16 protein-coding genes are annotated in these 18,583 nt (G+C 63.3%); 6 read left to right on the forward strand and 10 right to left on the reverse strand.

Annotated features, from left to right (window positions below):
* Nucleotides 1-9: 9 nt before the first annotated feature.
* Entirely contained in the window at nucleotides 10-1,173 is a 1,164-nt protein-coding gene (ribBA, locus tag NCR40_RS03730; protein WP_244827421.1) for a bifunctional 3,4-dihydroxy-2-butanone-4-phosphate synthase/GTP cyclohydrolase II, read from the reverse strand.
* 220 nt (nucleotides 1,174-1,393) lie between these two features.
* Between ribBA and NCR40_RS03735 the strand changes: the two genes are divergently transcribed.
* Nucleotides 1,394-1,741, forward strand: a complete 348-nt coding sequence (locus NCR40_RS03735; RefSeq protein WP_250508759.1) for a type II toxin-antitoxin system Phd/YefM family antitoxin — start codon at nucleotides 1,394-1,396, stop codon at nucleotides 1,739-1,741.
* The gene (locus NCR40_RS03740) at nucleotides 1,731-2,135 is read left to right on the forward strand and encodes a hypothetical protein (RefSeq protein ID WP_250492032.1); all 405 of its coding nucleotides are present in this window, start codon (nucleotides 1,731-1,733) and stop codon (nucleotides 2,133-2,135) included. The genes NCR40_RS03735 and NCR40_RS03740 overlap by 11 nt, the downstream gene beginning before the upstream one ends.
* A gap of 35 nt (nucleotides 2,136-2,170) precedes the next feature.
* On the opposite strand, the gene NCR40_RS03745 is transcribed toward NCR40_RS03740, so the two are convergent.
* From NCR40_RS03745 to NCR40_RS03760, 4 genes are all read right to left on the reverse strand, one after another.
* The gene (locus NCR40_RS03745; protein WP_244827424.1) at nucleotides 2,171-2,785 is read right to left on the reverse strand and encodes a riboflavin synthase; all 615 of its coding nucleotides are present in this window, start codon (nucleotides 2,783-2,785) and stop codon (nucleotides 2,171-2,173) included.
* Between the two features lie 49 nt (nucleotides 2,786-2,834).
* Entirely contained in the window at nucleotides 2,835-3,956 is a 1,122-nt protein-coding gene (gene ribD / locus NCR40_RS03750; protein ID WP_244827425.1) for a bifunctional diaminohydroxyphosphoribosylaminopyrimidine deaminase/5-amino-6-(5-phosphoribosylamino)uracil reductase RibD, read from the reverse strand.
* Between the two features lie 21 nt (nucleotides 3,957-3,977).
* Nucleotides 3,978-5,261, reverse strand: coding sequence for a glutamate-1-semialdehyde 2,1-aminomutase (gene hemL / locus NCR40_RS03755; protein ID WP_250508760.1), 1,284 nt, complete (start codon nucleotides 5,259-5,261; stop codon nucleotides 3,978-3,980).
* A 119-nt stretch (nucleotides 5,262-5,380) separates the two neighbouring features.
* The gene (locus tag NCR40_RS03760; RefSeq protein ID WP_244827427.1) at nucleotides 5,381-5,863 is read right to left on the reverse strand and encodes a hypothetical protein; all 483 of its coding nucleotides are present in this window, start codon (nucleotides 5,861-5,863) and stop codon (nucleotides 5,381-5,383) included.
* A gap of 129 nt (nucleotides 5,864-5,992) precedes the next feature.
* Here NCR40_RS03760 and NCR40_RS03765 point away from each other — a divergent pair, with 129 nt between their 5' ends.
* On the forward strand, nucleotides 5,993-7,204 hold the full coding sequence (locus NCR40_RS03765; RefSeq protein ID WP_250463959.1) for a Bcr/CflA family multidrug efflux MFS transporter: 1,212 nt from the start codon (nucleotides 5,993-5,995) through the stop codon (nucleotides 7,202-7,204).
* A gap of 77 nt (nucleotides 7,205-7,281) precedes the next feature.
* On the opposite strand, the gene NCR40_RS03770 is transcribed toward NCR40_RS03765, so the two are convergent.
* From NCR40_RS03770 to NCR40_RS03790, 5 genes are all read right to left on the reverse strand, one after another.
* On the reverse strand, nucleotides 7,282-9,393 hold the full coding sequence (locus NCR40_RS03770; protein ID WP_250508761.1) for a prolyl oligopeptidase family serine peptidase: 2,112 nt from the start codon (nucleotides 9,391-9,393) through the stop codon (nucleotides 7,282-7,284).
* 139 nt (nucleotides 9,394-9,532) lie between these two features.
* A complete protein-coding gene (locus tag NCR40_RS03775; protein ID WP_244827430.1) occupies nucleotides 9,533-10,651 on the reverse strand; it encodes an ABC transporter ATP-binding protein in 1,119 nt (372 codons plus the stop codon).
* A gap of 50 nt (nucleotides 10,652-10,701) precedes the next feature.
* Complete coding sequence (locus NCR40_RS03780; protein ID WP_250508762.1) at nucleotides 10,702-11,559, reverse strand: carbohydrate ABC transporter permease; 858 nt, start codon at nucleotides 11,557-11,559, stop codon at nucleotides 10,702-10,704.
* Nucleotides 11,549-12,490 (reverse strand): carbohydrate ABC transporter permease, encoded by a 942-nt coding sequence (locus tag NCR40_RS03785; protein WP_370652092.1) that lies wholly within the window; start codon nucleotides 12,488-12,490, stop codon nucleotides 11,549-11,551. The genes NCR40_RS03780 and NCR40_RS03785 overlap by 11 nt, the downstream gene beginning before the upstream one ends.
* 147 nt (nucleotides 12,491-12,637) lie before the next feature.
* Nucleotides 12,638-13,891, reverse strand: a complete 1,254-nt coding sequence (locus NCR40_RS03790) for an ABC transporter substrate-binding protein (protein WP_250463964.1) — start codon at nucleotides 13,889-13,891, stop codon at nucleotides 12,638-12,640.
* A 478-nt stretch (nucleotides 13,892-14,369) separates the two neighbouring features.
* On the opposite strand from NCR40_RS03790, the gene zwf reads away from it, so the two are divergent.
* From zwf to NCR40_RS03805, 3 genes are all read left to right on the forward strand, one after another.
* Complete coding sequence (gene zwf, locus NCR40_RS03795) at nucleotides 14,370-15,830, forward strand: glucose-6-phosphate dehydrogenase (RefSeq protein ID WP_250508763.1); 1,461 nt, start codon at nucleotides 14,370-14,372, stop codon at nucleotides 15,828-15,830.
* Nucleotides 15,831-15,941: 111 nt separating this feature from the next.
* Nucleotides 15,942-16,634: a 6-phosphogluconolactonase gene (gene pgl, locus NCR40_RS03800; RefSeq protein ID WP_250508764.1), complete on the forward strand. Its 693-nt coding sequence runs from the start codon at nucleotides 15,942-15,944 to the stop codon at nucleotides 16,632-16,634.
* Nucleotides 16,615-18,537, forward strand: a complete 1,923-nt coding sequence (locus tag NCR40_RS03805; RefSeq protein ID WP_250508765.1) for a bifunctional transcriptional regulator/glucokinase — start codon at nucleotides 16,615-16,617, stop codon at nucleotides 18,535-18,537. The genes pgl and NCR40_RS03805 overlap by 20 nt, the downstream gene beginning before the upstream one ends.
* Nucleotides 18,538-18,583: the final 46 nt, after the last annotated feature.

Raw genomic sequence — 18,583 nt, forward strand, 5'->3', positions numbered from 1 at the left:
TTGATGCGTTCAGGCAGAGCGCAGATGCGAGACCGGCGTGTCCGCGGGCGCGGCGGTCGCGGGGCAGCCGGGCATGGCGATGAAGCCGGTCACTTCGAGCCCGTAGCCCGACATGCTGCCGAGCTTGCGCGGATTCGCGAGCACCTGCATCTTGCCGACGCCCAGGTCGCGCAAGATCTGCGCGCCGATGCCATAAGTCTTGAAGTCGATGGGACGGCGCTTCAGTTCGAGCGCCTTGTCCTTCTCGTCGAACGCGCGGAACACGTCCACGAGTTGTTCCTTGGTGTCGCCGCAATTGAGCATGACGATGGCGCCGAGATCGCGCGCGGCGATTTCCTTCATGGCCGCGTCGATGGTCCATGAATGCGTGGAAGAATCGATCTCGAGCAAGTCGAGCACCGAAAGCGGCTCGTGCACGCGCACCGGCGTTTCGCGGTCGGGCGAGGGCGTGCCGCGCACGAGCGCGATATGCGGCGAACGCGTCGGCTCGTCGCGATAGAGCACCGCGCGAAACGAACCGTGAGCGGTCTGCATGATGCGCTCGCCGACCTTTTCGATGATGGATTCCGTCCGGCTGCGGTAGTGGATCAGGTCGGCGATGGTGCCGATCTTGAGCCCGTGCTGATCCGCGAATTCCATGAGGTCGGGCAGCCGCGCCATCTCGCCGTCGTCCTTGATGATTTCGCAGATGACGGATGCGGGCGTGAGGCCCGCTAGCGCGGTGAGATCGCAGCCGGCTTCCGTGTGGCCGGCACGCACGAGCACGCCGCCTGGCTGCGCCATGATCGGGAACACGTGGCCCGGCTGCACGATGTGCTCGGCGCGCGCGTCGTGCGCGACCGCCGCCGCGACCGTGCGCGCGCGGTCGGAAGCCGAAATGCCGGTGGTCACGCCTTCGGCCGCCTCGATGCTGACCGTGAACGCGGTGCCGTACTGCGTGCCGTTGCGGTGGGTCATGAGCGGCAGATTCAGTTGCTTGCAGCGCTCTTGCGTGAGCGTCAGGCAGATCAGGCCGCGACCGTGCTTCGCCATGAAATTGATCGCTTCTGGCGTGACGAAATCGGCTGCGACGAGGAGGTCGCCTTCGTTTTCGCGGTCTTCCTCGTCGACGAGGATCACCATCCGCCCGGCTTTCAGTTCAGCGATGATCTCTGGAGTGGTGGCGATCGGCATGATGGCGTCCCGAAGGGGTCCGGATTGGGAAAGGGCGTATTTTACGCCACCGATGATGGACAGTCGGTGAAATCGCGGCGTCGCCTGCACAGGCGATTTTTCCTATTCCTTCTGGACGACTGGCGCGGCCTCATGCGGCCTGAGATGATACGAATTCCTTATCCTTTGCGAGTGTGAATTCTGTACCATGTTGAGTACGTTAAATAGCACGGAGCCTAAAATGGCTTTTACCCCCAAAGACGTCATCTCCCTTTCGCAGGCGCGTGCGAATTTGTCGGAGCTCATCGACGAAGTGCAGAAGGGCACGGACAAGATCATCACGAAGAACGGCGAAGCAAGCGTCGCGTTGATCAGCACGGAGAAGCTGGAGCACTACTATCGCGCGGAGCGGGCGCGGATTCATTTGCTGTTGCTGGAAGACGCCAAGGAAGCGATCGCGGCGTGGAAGGCAGGGGAGCCGACGGAGGATGCGGGCGAGTATTTCGCACGCACTCGGGCGCGCTTGCGCGCGGAGCGCGAGGAACGCGAAAGAAAAGCGCAGCAAGGGAGCAATGCCGATGCCAAATGATGGACGCAGGCGTGCGACGGTCCGCATCTCGAGCAAATTCAAGACTCGAATCGCGGATATCGAACGCTACTGGATTCGTTTGGACCTGCCTGAGAGCTTCGAGCGAATGTTCGAAGCGCTGGAGACAAAGGCAAAGCCTCTGCTCGAGCGCTTTCCGGCAATTGGCCGAGTCTTCCTCAACACCGACCCCGATACCTATCAGGCAATACTGGCCTGCGAAGAACTTATCGAAGAAACCGAGGAAGCCAAGAAGCGCGCCGAACTACGCGAACACGTGTTCGAAGACTACGTGCTTCTGTACCTTCTGATTGGCGACACGGTGCTGCTCACGTCCATTCGCCACACCAAGGAAGTCTCCTTCGACTTCGATCACATCTGGGGCCCCGAGCGCTGAGCCGCGCCGCGCCAAAGCGCCAAGACCGGAAAGCATCACGACGCGTTCATCATCCGCTCGACATAGCGCGCGATCAGGTCGATCTCCAAATTGACCTTCACGCCCGGCTTGAGCGCTTTGAGCGTCGTGACTTCGACGGTATGCGGAATGAGGTTGATGGAGAATTCGCAGCCATCGGCGCGGTCGCTGACCGAGTTGACCGTGAGGCTCACGCCATTTACCGTCACCGAACCCTTGTAGGCCAGGTACTTGCCGATCTCCTTCGGCGCGACGACGCGCAATTCGTGCGATTCGCCCACGCGTTCGAAGCGCGACACTTCGCCAAGGCCATCCACATGGCCCGAAACCAAGTGACCGCCCAGCCGGTCATGCGCGCGCAACGCCTTTTCCAGATTCACTTCGTCGCCCGCGTGGCCGAGTCCGACCGTCTTGTTGAGGCTTTCGCGCGAGACATCGACATCGAAGGCATTCGCGGTCTTTTCGATGACCGTCATGCACGCGCCCTGAATGGCGATGCTGTCGCCCAGTTCGACATCCGCGAGATCGAGCCCGCCTGCCGTGACCGTCAGGCGCACGCCCGCTTCCGGCTCCGCGCCAAGCGGCGTGACTTGGTCGATACGGCCTACCGCGCTGACAATTCCTGTGAACATCGACTGCTTCCTTTAACTTGACGAGCTGACTTGGCCGGACCCACGCGGATCAGCACGCGTCGGTGGTGACATTTGCCTCGGCGAAACGCGCAAGAATGCGCAAGTCGTCGCCGAGCCGGTCTATACGATGAAACTTGAGATGCGCGCGCGCATCCAGCGTGGCGGGCGGCGCGAAGTCGAACATGCCGGGCGCGCTGCCGAGAAGGCTTGGCGCGAGATACACCAGCAGTTCATCGACACAGCCTTCGCGCAATAGCGAGCCATTGAGCTTGTGCCCGGCTTCGACGTGCAATTCGTTGATGCCGCGATCCGCAAGCGCGATGAGCACGGCGGGCAGATCGACCTTGCCCTGTTCGTTGGGCAGTTCGATCAGCTCCGCGCCCTTCGCACGCAACGCCGCGACGCGCGCGGGATCGGCGTTGGCCGAATGGAAGATCCACGCTGGCGGGCCTTCCAGCATGCGTGCATCGAGCGGAACGTCCAGACGGCTGTCGATCAGAACGCGCTGCGGCTGGCGCGGCGTTTCGACCGCGCGCACGGTCAGTTGCGGGTTGTCCTCGCGCACCGTGCCTATGCCCGTGAGGATGGCGCAGGCGCGTGCGCGCCATGCGTGGCCGTCGGCACGCGCGTCCTCACCCGTGATCCACTGGCTTTCGCCCGAGGGCAAACCCGTGCGGCCATCGAGCGTCGCGGCCACTTTCATGCGCACCCACGGCCGCCGCCGCGTCATGCGCGACACGAAGCCGATGTTCATCTCGTGCGCCTCGTGCGCGAGCAGACCGCAGCGCACGTCGATGCCCGCATCGCGCAACATCACGAGACCGCGCCCGGAGACGGTCGGGTTCGGATCTTCCATCGCGGCGATCACTTTTTCCACGCGCGCGTCGATGAGCGCCTGCGCGCACGGCGGCGTGCGCCCGAAATGGCTGCACGGTTCGAGCGTGACGTAAGCGGTTGCGCCACGCGGGTCCTTGCCGCGCGATCGCGCGTCCTTGAGCGCGCGGACTTCGGCGTGATCCAGACCGGCCGGCTGCGTGAAGCCCGTGCCGATTACTTCGCCGTTCTTGACCAGCACGCAGCCGACGCGCGGATTGGGCGTCGTCGTGTACATGCCGCGCGAGGCGAGCGCGAGCGCGCGCTCCATGTGCGTGAAGTCGGTTTGCGAAAACATCGCGGTCGCCGCGCCCGAGGTTTAAGCCGCGAGCGACGCGAATGCGCCGCGCGCCGCTTCGAGGGTTGCGTCGATCACGGCGTCGTCGTGCGCGCTGGAGACGAAACCGGCTTCGAATGCCGATGGCGCGAAGTACACGCCGGCATCGAGCATGGCGTGGAAGAACGTGTTGAAGCGCCGCGTGTCGCCCTGCGTGACTTCGGCAAAGCTCACCGGCACCTGCTCGGCGAAGTAAAGGCCGAACATGCCGCCGATGGAGTCGGCCGAGAAGGGCACCTTGGCATCGCGCGCGGCGGCGCTCAGGCCATCGACGAGCTTGCGCGTCTGCTTCGCGAGGTCGTCGTAGAAGCCGGGGCGCTGGATCAGCTGCAAGGTCTTGAGCCCGGCCGCGACCGCGATGGGATTGCCGGACAGCGTGCCTGCCTGATACACACCGCCGAGCGGCGCGAGATGCGCCATGATGTCCCGGCGTCCGCCGAAGGCCGCGGCCGGCATGCCGCCGCCGATCACCTTGCCGAGACAGGTCAGGTCGGGCTTGATGCCATAGACCTGCTGCGCGCCGCCGAGCGCGACGCGAAAGCCGCACATCACTTCGTCGAAAATCAGGACCGAGCCGTACTCGTCGCAACGCGCGCGCAGTGCGTTCAGGAACTCGGGCGTCGCGCGCACGAGATTCATGTTGCCCGCGACCGGCTCCACGATCACCGAGGCGATCTCCGCGCCGAACGCCGCGAAGGCTTCGTTCAGTTGCTCGACATTGTTGTACTCGAGCACGGTGGTGTGCTTCGCGATATCCGCGGGCACGCCCGCCGAAGTCGGATTGCCGAACGTGAGCAGGCCCGAACCCGCCTTCACGAGCAAACTGTCCGCGTGACCGTGATAGCAACCCTCGAACTTGACGATGCGGCTGCGGTCCGTGAAGCCGCGCGCGAGACGCAGCGCGCTCATGGTCGCTTCGGTGCCGCTCGACACCATGCGCACCTGTTCGACCGACGGCACGAGCTTGCAGATTTCCTCGGCGATCTCGATCTCCGCCTCGGTCGGCGCGCCGAAGGAGAAGCCGTGGGCGAGCACGCGCTGCACGGCGTCGAGCACTTCGGGGTGCACGTGGCCGAGAATCATCGGGCCCCACGAGCCGATGTAGTCGATATAGCGCTTGCCCTCGGCGTCCCAGAAGTATGGGCCTTCCGCGCGCTCGATGAAGCGCGGCGTGCCGCCGACCGAGCGGAACGCGCGCACCGGCGAATTCACGCCGCCGGGAATGGTTTGCTGAGCGCGTTCGAAGAGGGCTTGATTCTTGGACATGGATGAGGCCTGCACGGTTGTGGATGCGAAATACGCAAGGGACTCGACGCTCCGTTCAAAGCGGCAAGAGCGCGGCGCGCGGTTGATGCCGACGCGCGGTCCGGTGCGAAAAACATGCTTCAAATTGTACCGGAGTCGTCATATTCGAGCGGGTTCGGCCGCCCGCGTCGCCCGGTGCGCGCAGTCCACAGCTTTTCGAGCGCGCCTTCCGCCATCGGCTTGATGATCGTGCCGGAACTCTGCGCGTCCCACGTCTGCACGGAAAGCGGATGCGCGCGCAGTTCGTCGCGCGTGACGACGACTTGCTCGTTCGCATCGACGAGCCAGTCGTACACGAAATCGATGCACAGACGGTATCCGCGCTTCGAGTGCGCATCCGGCACTTCGTAGGGCGCGCGCGTCACGTAGCCCGATGCGAACACGCCCTTCGGCTGCTGCGTCACGCGATGCACGAACACGCGGTCACCCGGCAAGAGGCCGCGCGCGGTGCCGCAGCCCCAGACGTCGGCGACGGCTTCGCCTGCGGCCACGCGTCGCGCACAGTCGGGCAGTTCGGGCCACGGCCATTTCTTCGGGCTCCAGATCAGGAGAAACGCGGTCATGGGTCTGACGAGAATAAGTGGATGGCTTAAAGCCGGAGCTTAGCGGATCGACGCGTACAATGGCCTCGCCCGGCGCCGATGCAGCACGCGCGCGGCATCCGCTCTGCACCTTCGTCTTTTCCGAGTCCAATGCCTGACACCACTGCCCGCCGGCCCGATGGCCGGCTGATTCTGTTGCTCGGCGCGCTCGCCGCCTGCGGTCCCTTGTCGATCGACATGTATCTGCCGAGTCTGCCGTCGCTCGCCGCCGCGTTCGGCACGACGCCTGCCGCCGCGCAAAGCACGCTCACGAGTTTCATGTTCGGCTTCTCGTTCGGCATGTTGCTCTATGGCCCGCTTTCCGACGCCTATGGCCGCCGGCCGGTGTTGCTCGGCGGCATTGCGCTGTACGCGCTTGCGAGCGTCGCGTGCGCGGTGGCGTGGTCCATCGACGCCCTCGTTTTCGTGCGCTTCCTGCAGGCGCTCGGTGCGGGCGCGGCTTCCGTGCTCGCGCGCGCCATCGCCCGCGATGCCCACGCGCCCGCCGATGCCGCCCGCGTGCTGTCGATGCTGTCCATCGTCACGTCCATTGGTCCGCTGCTCGCCCCGTTGATCGGCGGGCAATTGCTGCTGTTGGGCGGCTGGCGCGTGGTCTTTGCCGCGCTCACGCTCTTCGGCGTGGCGTGCTCCATCACCGCTTTTCTGCGCGTACCCGAAACCTGGCCGAAGGAAAAGCGCGCGGGCTCCGCGCTCGGCGCTTCGTTCGCGGCTTACGGGCACTTGTTGCGCGACCCCGTCACCTGGGGCCACATGATGTGCGGCGGCATGGCGTTCGCGTCGATGTTCGCGTACATCACGGCGACGCCCTTCGTCTACATCGACTATTTCCATGTGAAGCCGCAGTATTACGGGCTGCTGTTCGGGCTGAATATCGTCGGCATCATTGGCGGGAACGTGTTGAATACGAAGCTCGTCGGCCGCCTCGGCGCGATGAAGATGATCTCCGGCGCGGCCTTCGTCAGCGTGATCGCGGCGCTCGCCGTCGCGCTCGTTTCGCTGACGGGTTGGGGCGGGCTGTGGTCGATCGTCGTGTGTCTGTTCTTCGTGGTCGGCGTGGTTGGCCTGCTCGCGGCGAACTGCACGACGGAACTGATGCACCGCTATCCGCGCAACGCGGGCGCGGCCGCCGCTGTCTTCGGTGCGATGCAGCTTGCGCTCGGCGCGCTATCGAGTCTTGCGGTCGGGTTGTTCCACGATGTATCGCCGCATGGCATGGGCATCGTAATCGGGGTTTGCGGCGTGCTGACTTTTCTCGGGCGTACGTTGGTGCTTCGTTCGCATGCCGCGCCGGTCAAGGTTTGAGGCGCATTGCGCGATTAAAAAACCTCGCCGCCTGGCGAGGTTTTCGGACTTCGTTCTCGCGTCAACGGTTCGACCTGTCACCCGAGCGGCCCAAGCTTCATCGCCAGGAACGTAAATGCCGCCGCTTCCGCCTGCGCCACGGCTTCCGGCTCCACGCCCGCGCCGTGTCCGCCTTCGCCGGTTTCCTGATACCAGACGTTTTCGTGCCCTTGCGCCTGCATCTTCGCGGCCATCTTGCGCGCGTGACCGGGATGCACGCGGTCGTCCGCCGTCGATGACGTGAACAACGACGCCGGATAATCGACATCCGCCTTTACGTTCTGATACGGCGAATACGCCAGCAAATGACGCAGGTCGTCGGCATCGTCGGGGTCGCCGTATTCGTCGATCCACGATGCGCCTTGCAGCAGCAAATGAAAACGCGCCATGTCGAGCAGCGGCACTTCCGACAGCACCGCGCCGAAAAGCTCGGGCCGCTGCACCATGCACGCGCCGGTGAGCAAACCGCCGTTACTGCCGCCGCGAATGCCGAGCTGCCTGGCCGTGGTCACGCCGCTCGCGATCAGCGCTTTAGCCACCGCGATGAAGTCGTCGAACGAGACTTGCCGCTTTTCGCGCAGCGCCGCCTGATGCCATTGCGGCCCGAACTCGCCGCCGCCGCGAATGTTCGCGATGGCCAACAGCCCGCCGCGCGCGAGCCACGCAATGCCAGTGGTCGAATCGTAATGCGGATCGAGCGCGACTTCGAAGCCGCCATAGCCGTAGAGCAGGCAAGGCCGCGCATCGGTCGACACATCCGCGCCACGGCCGATCAGCCAGTACGGAATGCGCTCGCCATCTTTCGCGATCGCGTGATGACGCACCGCCGACATGCCGCTCGCGTCGAACTGCGCGGGCAAACGTGCGAGCAGTTGCCAGGGCGCATCGCTCGCAAGATCCGCGAAGTAGAGCGACGGCGGCATCAGAAAATGCTCGACGTGAATGAGCACCGTGTCGTCCCGTTCGCTGTCGATGGAATCGACGTAAGACTGGCTCGCTTCAGGCAGCGCGAAATCGCGCGCGTTCCACGCCGTCTTGTAATCGGCGGGCGGCGCGAGGAGCGTGACGCGCGGCGTGCCGTCGTCCATTTGGCTTGCGATCAGCCAATGCTTTGTGAAGTCGATGCCCGCGAGCACGCGCCTGTCCGACGGCTTGAACAGCACCGTGAAATCGCGCGCGCCTTCGAGAAACGCGTCACGGCGGATGACGAGCAAGGTCCCGCCTTCGTGACGCACGCCGCCTGTCTTCCACGCTTCGCGCGGCGTGACGAACAGCCAGCCGTTCCAGTGCTCGACTTCGACGTGCGACGGCAGATCGTATTGACGCCACGCGTTGGCGGTTTCATCGAGCCAGAAGTGCAGTGTGTCGTAGAACGTCACCGCGCGCGAGGCGAGATGCAGCTTTTCGAGCGGATCGTAATCCGCGCCCGCCGAGACATCGCGACGCTGGCCCTCGAACACCACGGGTGCATCCGCGAGCGGCGTGCCGCGCTTCCAGCGACGCGCCTGGCGCGGAAAACCCGATGTCGTCAACGCGGGTTTCTTGTTGTGCTTGCTGTCGTCCCAGCCGACGTAGCAGGTATCGTGATCGATCCACGAAATGTCGTGCTTGCCGACATCCGGCAGCACGAAGCCATCGTCGATAAAGCTGCGTGCTTCGATATCGAACTCGCGGACCATGCACGCGTCCGAGCCGCCGGGCGACAAGCTGACGAGCGCGCGGTCGTAAGTCGGGTAGAGCATGTCGAAGTCGGCGAGCGCCCAGCGCGTGTCGTCGGTTTCGTCGGTATTGAGATCGAGCGCATCGACGTCGAGGATGATCTGCCACTCGGGCGTGCCCGCGAGCCACGCGCTCCACGGCGTGCGCCGCACGATGCCAAGCGGATGCGCTTCGTCCTGCCACGTGTTGTAGCCCCACTCGCCATAGCGCGAGCATGTGACGATGCGGTCCTTCGAGGTGTAGGACTTTTCGAGCTGCGAGGCGAGGGCGCGCGCCTCGGGCGTGTTGCCGAATGCGGCTTCGGTGCGGCGGTTCTGGGCATCGACCCAGATTTGCACCTTGGGATCGTCGAGCGATTCGAGGCCGATGAACGGATCGGATTGCTGACCCGAAGGCCAGGCGAGAGCGGGTTGCGACGAAAGCAGACTCATGTACGGTGCAGAGAGGTTTTCATATGCCGATTGTGCCTGCTTCTGGCATCGCCCATGGAAATCGGGCTGAAAAATCAGCAAAAACAAAAAAGCCGCGCATGTCGCGCGGCTCTCCACGAACGCAGACGAAGCCTGAAACTCAGGCCAGCCGGTCTTCCGTCTGCGGGTCGAACAACACAGCCTTCGACACATCGAACAGCAAAGTCATGTTCGAAGCCGGTTGCGGGTTCGACGCCGGGTGCACGCGCGCCACGATACGCTTGCCGTTCACTTGCGCGAAGAGCAGCGTGTCCGGACCGGTCGGCTCGATCACGTCCACCAGCACGTCGATGGGCTGCATGCGCGCGTCGTCCGCGTTGTGGGCGTTACGCGCGTCGGTGATACGCTCCGGGCGCAGCCCAAGAATCACGTCCTGGCCGACCTTGCCGCGCAAACGGCTCGCTTCGAACGGCAGGTTCAGCACCTTCTTCGTCACGCCCGTGTCGATCTGCAGGCCGACGCCCGAACCCGCTTCCACCAGTTTGCCGGTGATGAAGTTCATCGGAGGAGCGCCGATAAAGCCCGCGACGAACAGGTTCGAGGGCGAGTCGTAGATTTCCTGCGGCGCGCCGAACTGCTGCACGATGCCGTCCTTCATCACCGCGATACGGTCGCCAAGCGTCATCGCTTCGATCTGATCGTGCGTGACGTAGACGATGGTCGTGCCCAGACGCTGATGCAGCAGCTTGATTTCCGAGCGCATCTCGATACGCAGCTTCGCGTCGAGGTTGGACAGCGGCTCGTCGAACAGGAACATGACGGGATCGCGTGCGAGCGCACGGCCCATTGCCACGCGCTGACGCTGACCGCCCGACAACTGACCGGGCTTGCGGTCGAGCAGATGACCGATCTGCAGCGTCTCCGACACGCGGTCGACGATCTTCTTCTGCTCGTCCTTCGGCACCTTGCGGATATTGAGGCCGAACGAGATGTTCTCGCGCACGCTCATGGAAGGGTAGAGCGCGTAGGACTGGAACACCATCGCGATGTCGCGGTCCTTCGGCGAGAGATTGTTGACCGTCTTGCCGTCGATCATGATGTCGCCGCGCGTCACGGTTTCGAGACCCGCGATCATGTTGAGCAAGGTCGATTTGCCGCAACCCGAGCCGCCGACGAGAATCAGGAACTGTCCGTCCTCGATGTCGATGTTGACGCCCTTGAGAACCGGCACCCCGTTCGGGTAGGTCTTGTACACGTCACGGATGGAAAGGCTTGCCATGTGAATCCTCTATGTTTGTCTTGGCCGGAAAGGGATCGCGCAAATGGCGATCAACCCTTCACCGCGCCGGCTGTCAGGCCGCGCACGAAATAGCGTCCCGCGATCATGTAGACGAGAATCGTCGGCAATGCCGCGATGATCGCGCCCGCCATGTCGACGTTGTATTCCTTCACGCCCGTGGATGTGTTCACGAGGTTGTTGAGCGCCACCGTGATCGGCATCGAATCGACGCCCGAAAACACGATGCCGAACAGGAAGTCGTTCCAGATCTGCGTGAATTGCCAGATCAGGCACACCATGAAAATGGGCAACGACACCGGCAGCAGGATCTTCGTGAAGATGGTGAAGAAACCCGCGCCGTCGATGCGCGCCGCCTTCACCAGTTCAGCCGGAATGCTGACGTAGAAGTTGCGGAAGAACATGGTCGTGAACGCAATGCCGTAGATCACGTGCACGAGCACGAGGCCCGAGGTCGTGTTCGAGAGGCCGAGCATGCCTTGCAGCCGCGCCATCGGCAGAAGAATGGCCTGGAACGGAATGAAGCAGCCCACGAGCAGCATGGTGAAGAACGCATCCGCGCCACGGAAACGCCAGTGCGTGAGCACGTAGCCGTTGAACGCGCCGATGATCGACGAGAGCAGCACGGCCGGAATCACCATGCGCACCGAGTTCATGAAGAACGGCTGCATGCCGTCACAACGCACGCCGGTACAAGCTTCCTGCCACGCCTTGACCCACGGCGCGAAGGTGAAGTGCGTGGGCGGCGTGAGCAGATTGCCGGTACGAAGCTGATCGAGGTCCTTGAAGGACGTCGAGAGCATGACGTAGATCGGGAACAGGAAGTAAAGCGCAAACAGAATCAGCACCGCATAAATGACGGTGCGGCTGATCGTCATCTTATGCTGCATTGCGGGTGCTCCTCGATTCCAGATACATGAGCGGCACGAGCACGGCGACGACGGTGGCGAGCATCATCATCGACGAAGCGGCGCCTACGCCGAGCTGGCCGCGATTGAACGAGAACGTGTACATGAAGATGGCGGGCAGCGACGACGACGTGCCAGGACCGCCCGCCGTCAACGCGACGACCAGGTCGAACGTCTTGATGGTGATGTGGCAGAGAATCAGCAGCACGGAGAAGAACACCGGGCGCATGCTCGGAATCACGATCTTGCGGTAGATGGTCGGCAAGCCCGCGCCGTCCATCTGCGCAGCTTTGAAGATTTCGCTGTCCACGCCGCGCAGGCCGGCGAGGAAAAGCGCCATCACGAAGCCGCTCGACTGCCACACCGCCGCGATCACGACGCAAAAGATCGCCTTGTCCGGATTGCCGAGCCAGTCGAACGAAAAGCTCGTCCAGCCCCAGTCGTGCAGCACTTTCTCGATGCCGAGGCTCGGGTTGAGAATCCACTGCCACGCCGTGCCCGTCACGATGAACGAGAGCGCCATCGGATAGAGAAAGATCGCGCGCAGCGCGCCTTCGTTGCGGATTCTCTGGTCGAGCAGGATGGCCAGAAAGAGACCGAGTCCGACGCAGATTGCGATGAACGGAATGCCGAACCAGCCGAGATTGGCGGCGGACGTCCACCAGACGTCGTTGTCGAAGAGTTGCCGGTATCGGTCGAGGCCGGAGAACTCGTAGCGCGGCATGAGCCGCGAATTCGTGAGCGACAGATAGCCCGTGATGAGGATGAACCCGTACACGAAGATCAGCGCGATCAAGATGCTGGGAGCAAGCACCAGCTTCGGAATCCATCGATCGGCAAGCGCCGCCGTCGCGGACGCGCGGCGAGGCTGATGCGGACGTTTTTCCGCGGTACCGCTTAGGGAGGCAGTCACAACTCGACTCCTGGTAATGCGCCGGCGTTTGGATACGCTTGTTTGTGCGCGTGAGCCAATGGCTTTGCTTCGTATGGCGTTTGAGCGCGTTCGAATGCTTGAAGCGGCCCGCGCGCAGGTGCGCCACGGGCCGCCGTTACGGCTTGCTTACTTCGTCTTCGCTGCGTTCGAAAGCGCTTGCACCGCGCTCTTCGAGTCTTGCGACGAGTTCATGAACTTCGTGACGACGTCGGTGATGGCGCCGGCGGTGGCATCGCCCTGAGCCATGCCGTGAGCCAGCGACGGCACGTAGCCGCCACCCTTGATCGCCGCTTGTTCATCCGAGTACGACTTCTTCGCGCAGTCGTCGAATTTGTCCATGTTCACGCCGAGACGAACCGGAATGGAACCCTTGTTCAGGCTGAACTGTTCCTGGAACTCCGGCGTCATGATGGTCTTCGCGAGCGCGAGCTGGCCCGGCGTCGCGGTCTTCTGGCCCTTCTGCTGGAAGAACACGAACGAGTCGACGTTGAAGGTGTAGGCCTTCTCCGTGCCCGGCACCGCGGCGCAGATGTAGTCCGTACCCGACTTCTTGTTGGCGCCGGCGAATTCGCCCTTCGCCCAGTCGCCCATGAACTGCATGCCCGCCTTGCCGTTGATGACCATGGCCGTGGCGAGGTTCCAGTCGCGGCCGGTGCGGCCGTTATCGAAGTAACCCTGAATCTTGCGCACGGTGTCGAACACCTGAACCATCTTGTCCGAGGTCAGCGTCTTCTGATCCAGATCGACGATGGCCTTCTTGTAGAAGTCCGAGCCTTGCGACAGCACGACGTCTTCCCACAAGGTCAGGTCTTGCCACGGCTGACCGCCCATGGCGATCGGCATGATGCCCGCGGCCTTCATCTTGTCGGCGACCTGGAAGAACTCGGCCCAGGTGGTCGGCACCTTGCCGCCCGCCTTGTCCAGCGCAGCCTTGTTGATGTAGAGCCAGTTCACGCGGTGCACCGAGAAGGGCGCGGCGACATAGTGGCCGTCTGCGTGGATGATCTTGTCGATTTCAGGCGGCAGGTTCTTCTTCCAGTCGCCGGCGATGGAATCGATCGGCACGAGCACGCCTTGCTCCGACCATTCCTGGATCAACGGACCCTTGATCTGTGCCGCCGACGGCGCGTTGCCCGAGATCACCTGAGTCTTGAGCGCGGTCATCGCGGCAGCGCCCGCGCCGCCTGCGACGGCGAAGTCCTTCCAGGTGTAACCCTGCTTCGTCATGTCGTCCTTGAGCACGCCGACTGCCTTGGATTCGCCGCCCGACGTCCACCAGTGCAGCACGGAAACCGCTTCGGCAGCTTGAACCGCCGACGCCGTCGCGCCGCACAGAAGACCTGCGGCGCACAGCGCGCCCATGAGCTTACGGACTTTCATTGTTTATCTCCTCCAGACACCTAACAAGAAACGATTGGCTCCTGATGTCGCCAGGAAGCGCGGTTGGAAAAACGGGCAAAACGTGGATGACCGGGGAATCGGCGGTGTCGCAGAAGAACGCGCGTGCAGCGGTGAACGAGGACGCGCGAAAGCCGGCGGTACCGATTGACGGCCGCACGGCTCTCAAGAGACGAGTGGGTTGAATCGCAACGACAGTCTCCTCTTTTGATTTTTGCTGACAGACAAAACGCGCTCGGGCCATTGAAAGCAGCGATGCGCGGAGTCCGTTAACATGCGCTCAGAGACGCCCTAGGGAAAACACTCATCTTCTGATTGACAAGCCATTTTTTTCCCGGATGACATTTCCTCTTGATTTGAATTGTAGTTAAACTACAATTCAGTGTCAAAAAAAATTTTATCGGACTACGGGCGCCTTCGTGCGCTTCCTCACCGACATCAGTGACCGGCCTGGAGACTCATGCAAAGCGACTCGAATTTCACTTTCGTTCTCTTCGGCGGGACCGGCGACTTGTCGATGCGCAAGATTCTCCCCGCGCTCTTCGAGGCGCATCGCGCGAACATGCTTGCGCCCGCCGGCAGAATCGTCGCGGTGGCGCGCGGCGCGCAGGAACCGGGCGAATATCTCGCCTGGGTCGAAGAGCACGTGAAGCCGCATGTATCGAAGAACGGTCTGGACGAAGCCGCGTGGCGCAGTTTTCTCGAGCGCATTCAATACGTGCAGCTCGACCTCGGGCGCGCGGAAGACTTCGTCGTATTGCGCGATGTCATGGCCCAGTACGAAGGCACGCGCGTGTTTTATCTGGCCACCGGACCGTCGCTGTTCGTGCCGATCTGCCGCGCGCTCGCGGACGTCGGCCTGAACCAGAACGCGCGCATCGTGCTCGAAAAGCCGCTTGGCTACGACCTCGAGTCGTCGAACGCAATCAACGACGCCGTCGGCGAAATCTTCCAGGAAGAGCAGATCTACCGGATCGACCACTACCTCGGCAAGGAACCGGTGCAGAATCTGCTCGCGCTGCGCTTCGGCAATGCGCTCTTCGAGCCGCTGTGGCGGCGCGAATGGGTCGAAAGCATTCAGATCACCATTGCGGAAGAACTGGGCGTGGAGGCGCGCGGCGACTTCTACGACAACACCGGCGCGCTGCGCGACATGGTGCAGAACCACTTGCTGCAACTGCTTTCCATCGTGACGATGGAACCGCCGCACTCGATGGATTCCGACTCCGTGCGCGACGAAAAGCTGCGTGTGCTGCGCGCACTCAAGCCCGTGGATGAACGCGACATCAGCCGCGTCGCGGTGCGCGGTCAGTATCACGCGGGCGTGATACGCGGTGCTGCCGTGCCGGCGTATGCAACGGAAAAGGGTGTGCGCCCGGACAGCACGACGGAGACCTTCGTCGCGCTGAAAGTTGAAATTGAGAACTGGCGCTGGGCAGGCGTGCCGTTCTTCCTGCGCACGGGCAAGCGGCTCGCGGACCGCGTCGCGGAAATCGTCGTCAACTTTCGCGCGGTGCCGCATTCGGCGCTCGGCGCGAACGCCTTACGCGCGGGCGCGAACCGTCTCGTCATCCGCTTGCAGCCGAACGAAACCATCAGACTATATTGCCTTGCCAAGCAGCCCGGCGAAGGCATGAATCTCGCGAGCGTTCACCTCGACCTCGCGTTCGATCAGTTCTTCAAGGAAGGGCAGATGGAGGCGTATCAGCGTCTTTTGCTCGATGTGATCCACGGTCGCCTCGCGCTCTTCGTGCGGCGCGACGAGCAGGAAGCGGCGTGGCGCTGGGTCGAACCGATCCTGAACGCGTGGGCCCAGCCGATGAGCAAGCCAAAGCCTTACGCGGCTGGCACGTGGGGACCGGCGGCATCGAGCGCGATGCTGGCGCAACATGGCACGTGCTGGCTCGAAGAAGAGAATTGATGGCGTCGCGCGGTCGCCTGGCGGCAGCGCGAAACAACATAAGCAAGCTATAAGCAACCGCTCGGGGCATCGAAAAAGAGCGGTCGACAAACCAGACAAGCAGGAGGAGCAGTGATCGAGCTTCGCACTTTCGACGATCCGCGCGCCCATTCGGACGCGCTGGCGAACGCCGTCAGCGACGCGCTGAAGGCAACGCTCGCGGCAACCGCGGCCACGCAAACCCCTCACGCAACGCTCGCCGTTTCCGGCGGTTCGAGCCCGCGCCCGTTTCTCGCGGCGCTTTCGCACGAGCCGCTCGACTGGGCGCATATCGACGTGACGCTCGTCGACGACCGCTGGGTGCCCGACACCGATCCCGACAGCAATTCGCGCTTCGCGCACGAAACGGTGCTGCAGAACGCGGCCGCGGCGGCGCATTTTCTGCCGCTCGTGGATGTCTCGAAGCCGCTCGAAGCGCATGTCGCCGAACTCAACGCCGACCCGCGCCGCCATCTGCCCGATGTCGTCGTGCTCGGCATGGGCGAGGACGGCCACACGGCATCCATCTTCGCCGACGCGCCCGAATGGGACTTCGCCATTTCGACGCAGGACCGCTTCGTCGCGGTGCATCCGGGCAAGGCGCCGCACGCGCGCGTGAGCCTGTCGATGTCCGCGCTCAAGCAGGTGAAGCAGTTGTATCTGTTCATCTCCGGCCAGAAAAAACTCGACGTCTTGAACGCGGCGCTTGCCGCGCCGCAAAAGAACGCCATCTCGACCCTGGCCAACGCAGAAGGAGTGAAGCTCGATGTCTACTGGTGTGCATAGCAAGGCCGCGCCCGCCGCGAACCAGCACGCCGACGGACCGAGATTGCTCGCCGACATCGGTGGCACCAACGCGCGCTTCGCGCTGGAGACGGGCCCCGGCGAGATCGGGCAGATTCGCGTGTATCCGGGCGCGGATTACCCGGGCATCGCGGAAGTGATGCAGCAGTATCTGAAGGACACGAAGGTCGCACGCGTGAATCACGCGGCGATTGCGATCGCCAATCCGGTCGACGGCGATCACGTGAAGATGACCAATCACGACTGGAGCTTTTCGATCGAAGCGACGCGCCGCGCGCTCGGTTTCGATACCTTGCTCGTCGTGAACGACTTCACCGCGCTGGCCATGGCGCTGCCCGGTCTCACCGATGCGCAGCGCGAACAGGTCGGCGGCGGTTCGCGCCGGCAAAACAGCGTGATCGGTCTGCTCGGGCCGGGCACGGGCTTGGGCGTGTCGGGCCTCATTCCCGCCGATGACCGCTGGATCGCGCTCGGCAGCGAAGGCGGTCACGCCACGTTTTCTCCGTTCGACGAGAACGAAGATCTCGTCATGCGCTATGCGCGCCGCAAGTTTGCGCATGTCTCGTTCGAGCGCGTGTCGGCGGGGCCGGGGCTGGAGCTTATTTACCGCGCGTTCGCGGAGCGCGATGAGATAGATGTCGCCGAGGATTTCACGAGCGCCGAAGTCACGAATCGCGCGCATGCCGGCGAAGCGCTCGCGCTCGAAGCGGTCAACTGCTTTTGCAGCATTCTCGGCACGTTCTCGGGCAATATCGCGGTGACGTTGGGCGCGCTCGGCGGCATCTATATTGGCGGCGGCGTGGTGCTCAAACTCGGCGAACTCTTTCACAAGTCGCCGTTTCGCGCGCGCTTCGAGTCGAAAGGACGTTTCTCGCAGTATCTGTCGAGCATTCCGACTTACATCATCACGGCGGAATATCCGGCGTTTCTCGGCGTCTCGGCTATTTTGTCCGAGCAGTTGTCGAATCGTGCGAATAGCGGTTCGTCGGCGGTGTTCGAGCGCATCCGCCAGATGCGCGACGCGCTCACGCCGGCCGAGCGGCGCGTGGCGGATCTCGCGCTGAACCATCCGCGTTCGATCATCAGCGATCCGATCATCGATATCGCGCGCAAGGCGGACGTGAGCCAGCCCACGGTGATTCGTTTTTGCCGCTCGCTCGGCTGCCAGGGGCTGTCGGATTTCAAGCTCAAGCTTGCGACCGGGCTGACTGGCACCATTCCGATGAGCCACAGCCAGGTGCATCTCGGCGACACCGCCACCGATTTCGGCGCGAAGGTGCTCGACAACACCGTGTCGGCCATTTTGCAGCTGCGCGAGCATCTGAACTTCGAGAACGTGGAGCGCGCAATCGAGATTCTGAACGGCGCGCGGCGTATCGAGTTCTACGGGCTCGGCAATTCGAATATCGTCGCGCAGGACGCGCACTACAAGTTTTTCCGTTTCGGCATCCCGACTATCGCTTATGGCGATCTGTACATGCAGGCGGCGTCGGCTGCATTGCTCGGCAAGGGCGATGTGATCGTGGCGGTGTCGAAATCGGGCCGCGCGCCCGAACTGCTGCGCGTGCTGGAAGTGGCGATGCAGCAAGGCGCGACGGTCATTGCGATCACGTCGAGCAACACGCCGCTCGCCAAGCGCGCGACGGTGGCGCTGGAGACGGATCACATCGAGATACGCGAGTCGCAACTCTCGATGATCTCGCGCATTCTGCACCTGGTGATCATCGATATTCTCGCTGTCGGCGTGGCTATTCGCCGTGCCGCGCCGCAACCGGGCGCGACACTGAGCGAGACGGTGGCGAAGGCGCGTGAATCGAGTGAGGACGATGCGGCGGCCGTGCTGGATTGGTTGAGCCACGGGGCATCGGGCGCGGCGCGGGAGTAGGGTGCGTCTTGTTCGATTGAAAAAAGGCGCCGAAGAATGAACTGCA

Origin of the sequence: Caballeronia sp. GACF4, from assembly GCF_023631025.1 — a bacterium.
Taxonomy (GTDB): Bacteria; Pseudomonadota; Gammaproteobacteria; order Burkholderiales; family Burkholderiaceae; genus Caballeronia.

Coding starts and splice junctions, on each gene's coding strand:
- NCR40_RS03765 (WP_250463959.1), top strand. CDS start 5,993: ATGCCTGACACCACTGCCCGCCGGCCCGATGGCCGGCTGATTCTGTTG.
- NCR40_RS03745 (WP_244827424.1), bottom strand. CDS start 2,785: ATGTTCACAGGAATTGTCAGCGCGGTAGGCCGTATCGACCAAGTCACG.
- ribD (WP_244827425.1), bottom strand. CDS start 3,956: ATGTTTTCGCAAACCGACTTCACGCACATGGAGCGCGCGCTCGCGCTC.
- NCR40_RS03790 (WP_250463964.1), bottom strand. CDS start 13,891: ATGAAAGTCCGTAAGCTCATGGGCGCGCTGTGCGCCGCAGGTCTTCTG.
- NCR40_RS03770 (WP_250508761.1), bottom strand. CDS start 9,393: ATGAGTCTGCTTTCGTCGCAACCCGCTCTCGCCTGGCCTTCGGGTCAG.
- zwf (WP_250508763.1), top strand. CDS start 14,370: ATGCAAAGCGACTCGAATTTCACTTTCGTTCTCTTCGGCGGGACCGGC.
- NCR40_RS03805 (WP_250508765.1), top strand. CDS start 16,615: ATGTCTACTGGTGTGCATAGCAAGGCCGCGCCCGCCGCGAACCAGCAC.
- NCR40_RS03760 (WP_244827427.1), bottom strand. CDS start 5,863: ATGACCGCGTTTCTCCTGATCTGGAGCCCGAAGAAATGGCCGTGGCCC.
- NCR40_RS03740 (WP_250492032.1), top strand. CDS start 1,731: ATGCCAAATGATGGACGCAGGCGTGCGACGGTCCGCATCTCGAGCAAA.
- hemL (WP_250508760.1), bottom strand. CDS start 5,261: ATGTCCAAGAATCAAGCCCTCTTCGAACGCGCTCAGCAAACCATTCCC.
- NCR40_RS03775 (WP_244827430.1), bottom strand. CDS start 10,651: ATGGCAAGCCTTTCCATCCGTGACGTGTACAAGACCTACCCGAACGGG.
- NCR40_RS03780 (WP_250508762.1), bottom strand. CDS start 11,559: ATGCAGCATAAGATGACGATCAGCCGCACCGTCATTTATGCGGTGCTG.
- NCR40_RS03735 (WP_250508759.1), top strand. CDS start 1,394: ATGGCTTTTACCCCCAAAGACGTCATCTCCCTTTCGCAGGCGCGTGCG.
- ribBA (WP_244827421.1), bottom strand. CDS start 1,173: ATGCCGATCGCCACCACTCCAGAGATCATCGCTGAACTGAAAGCCGGG.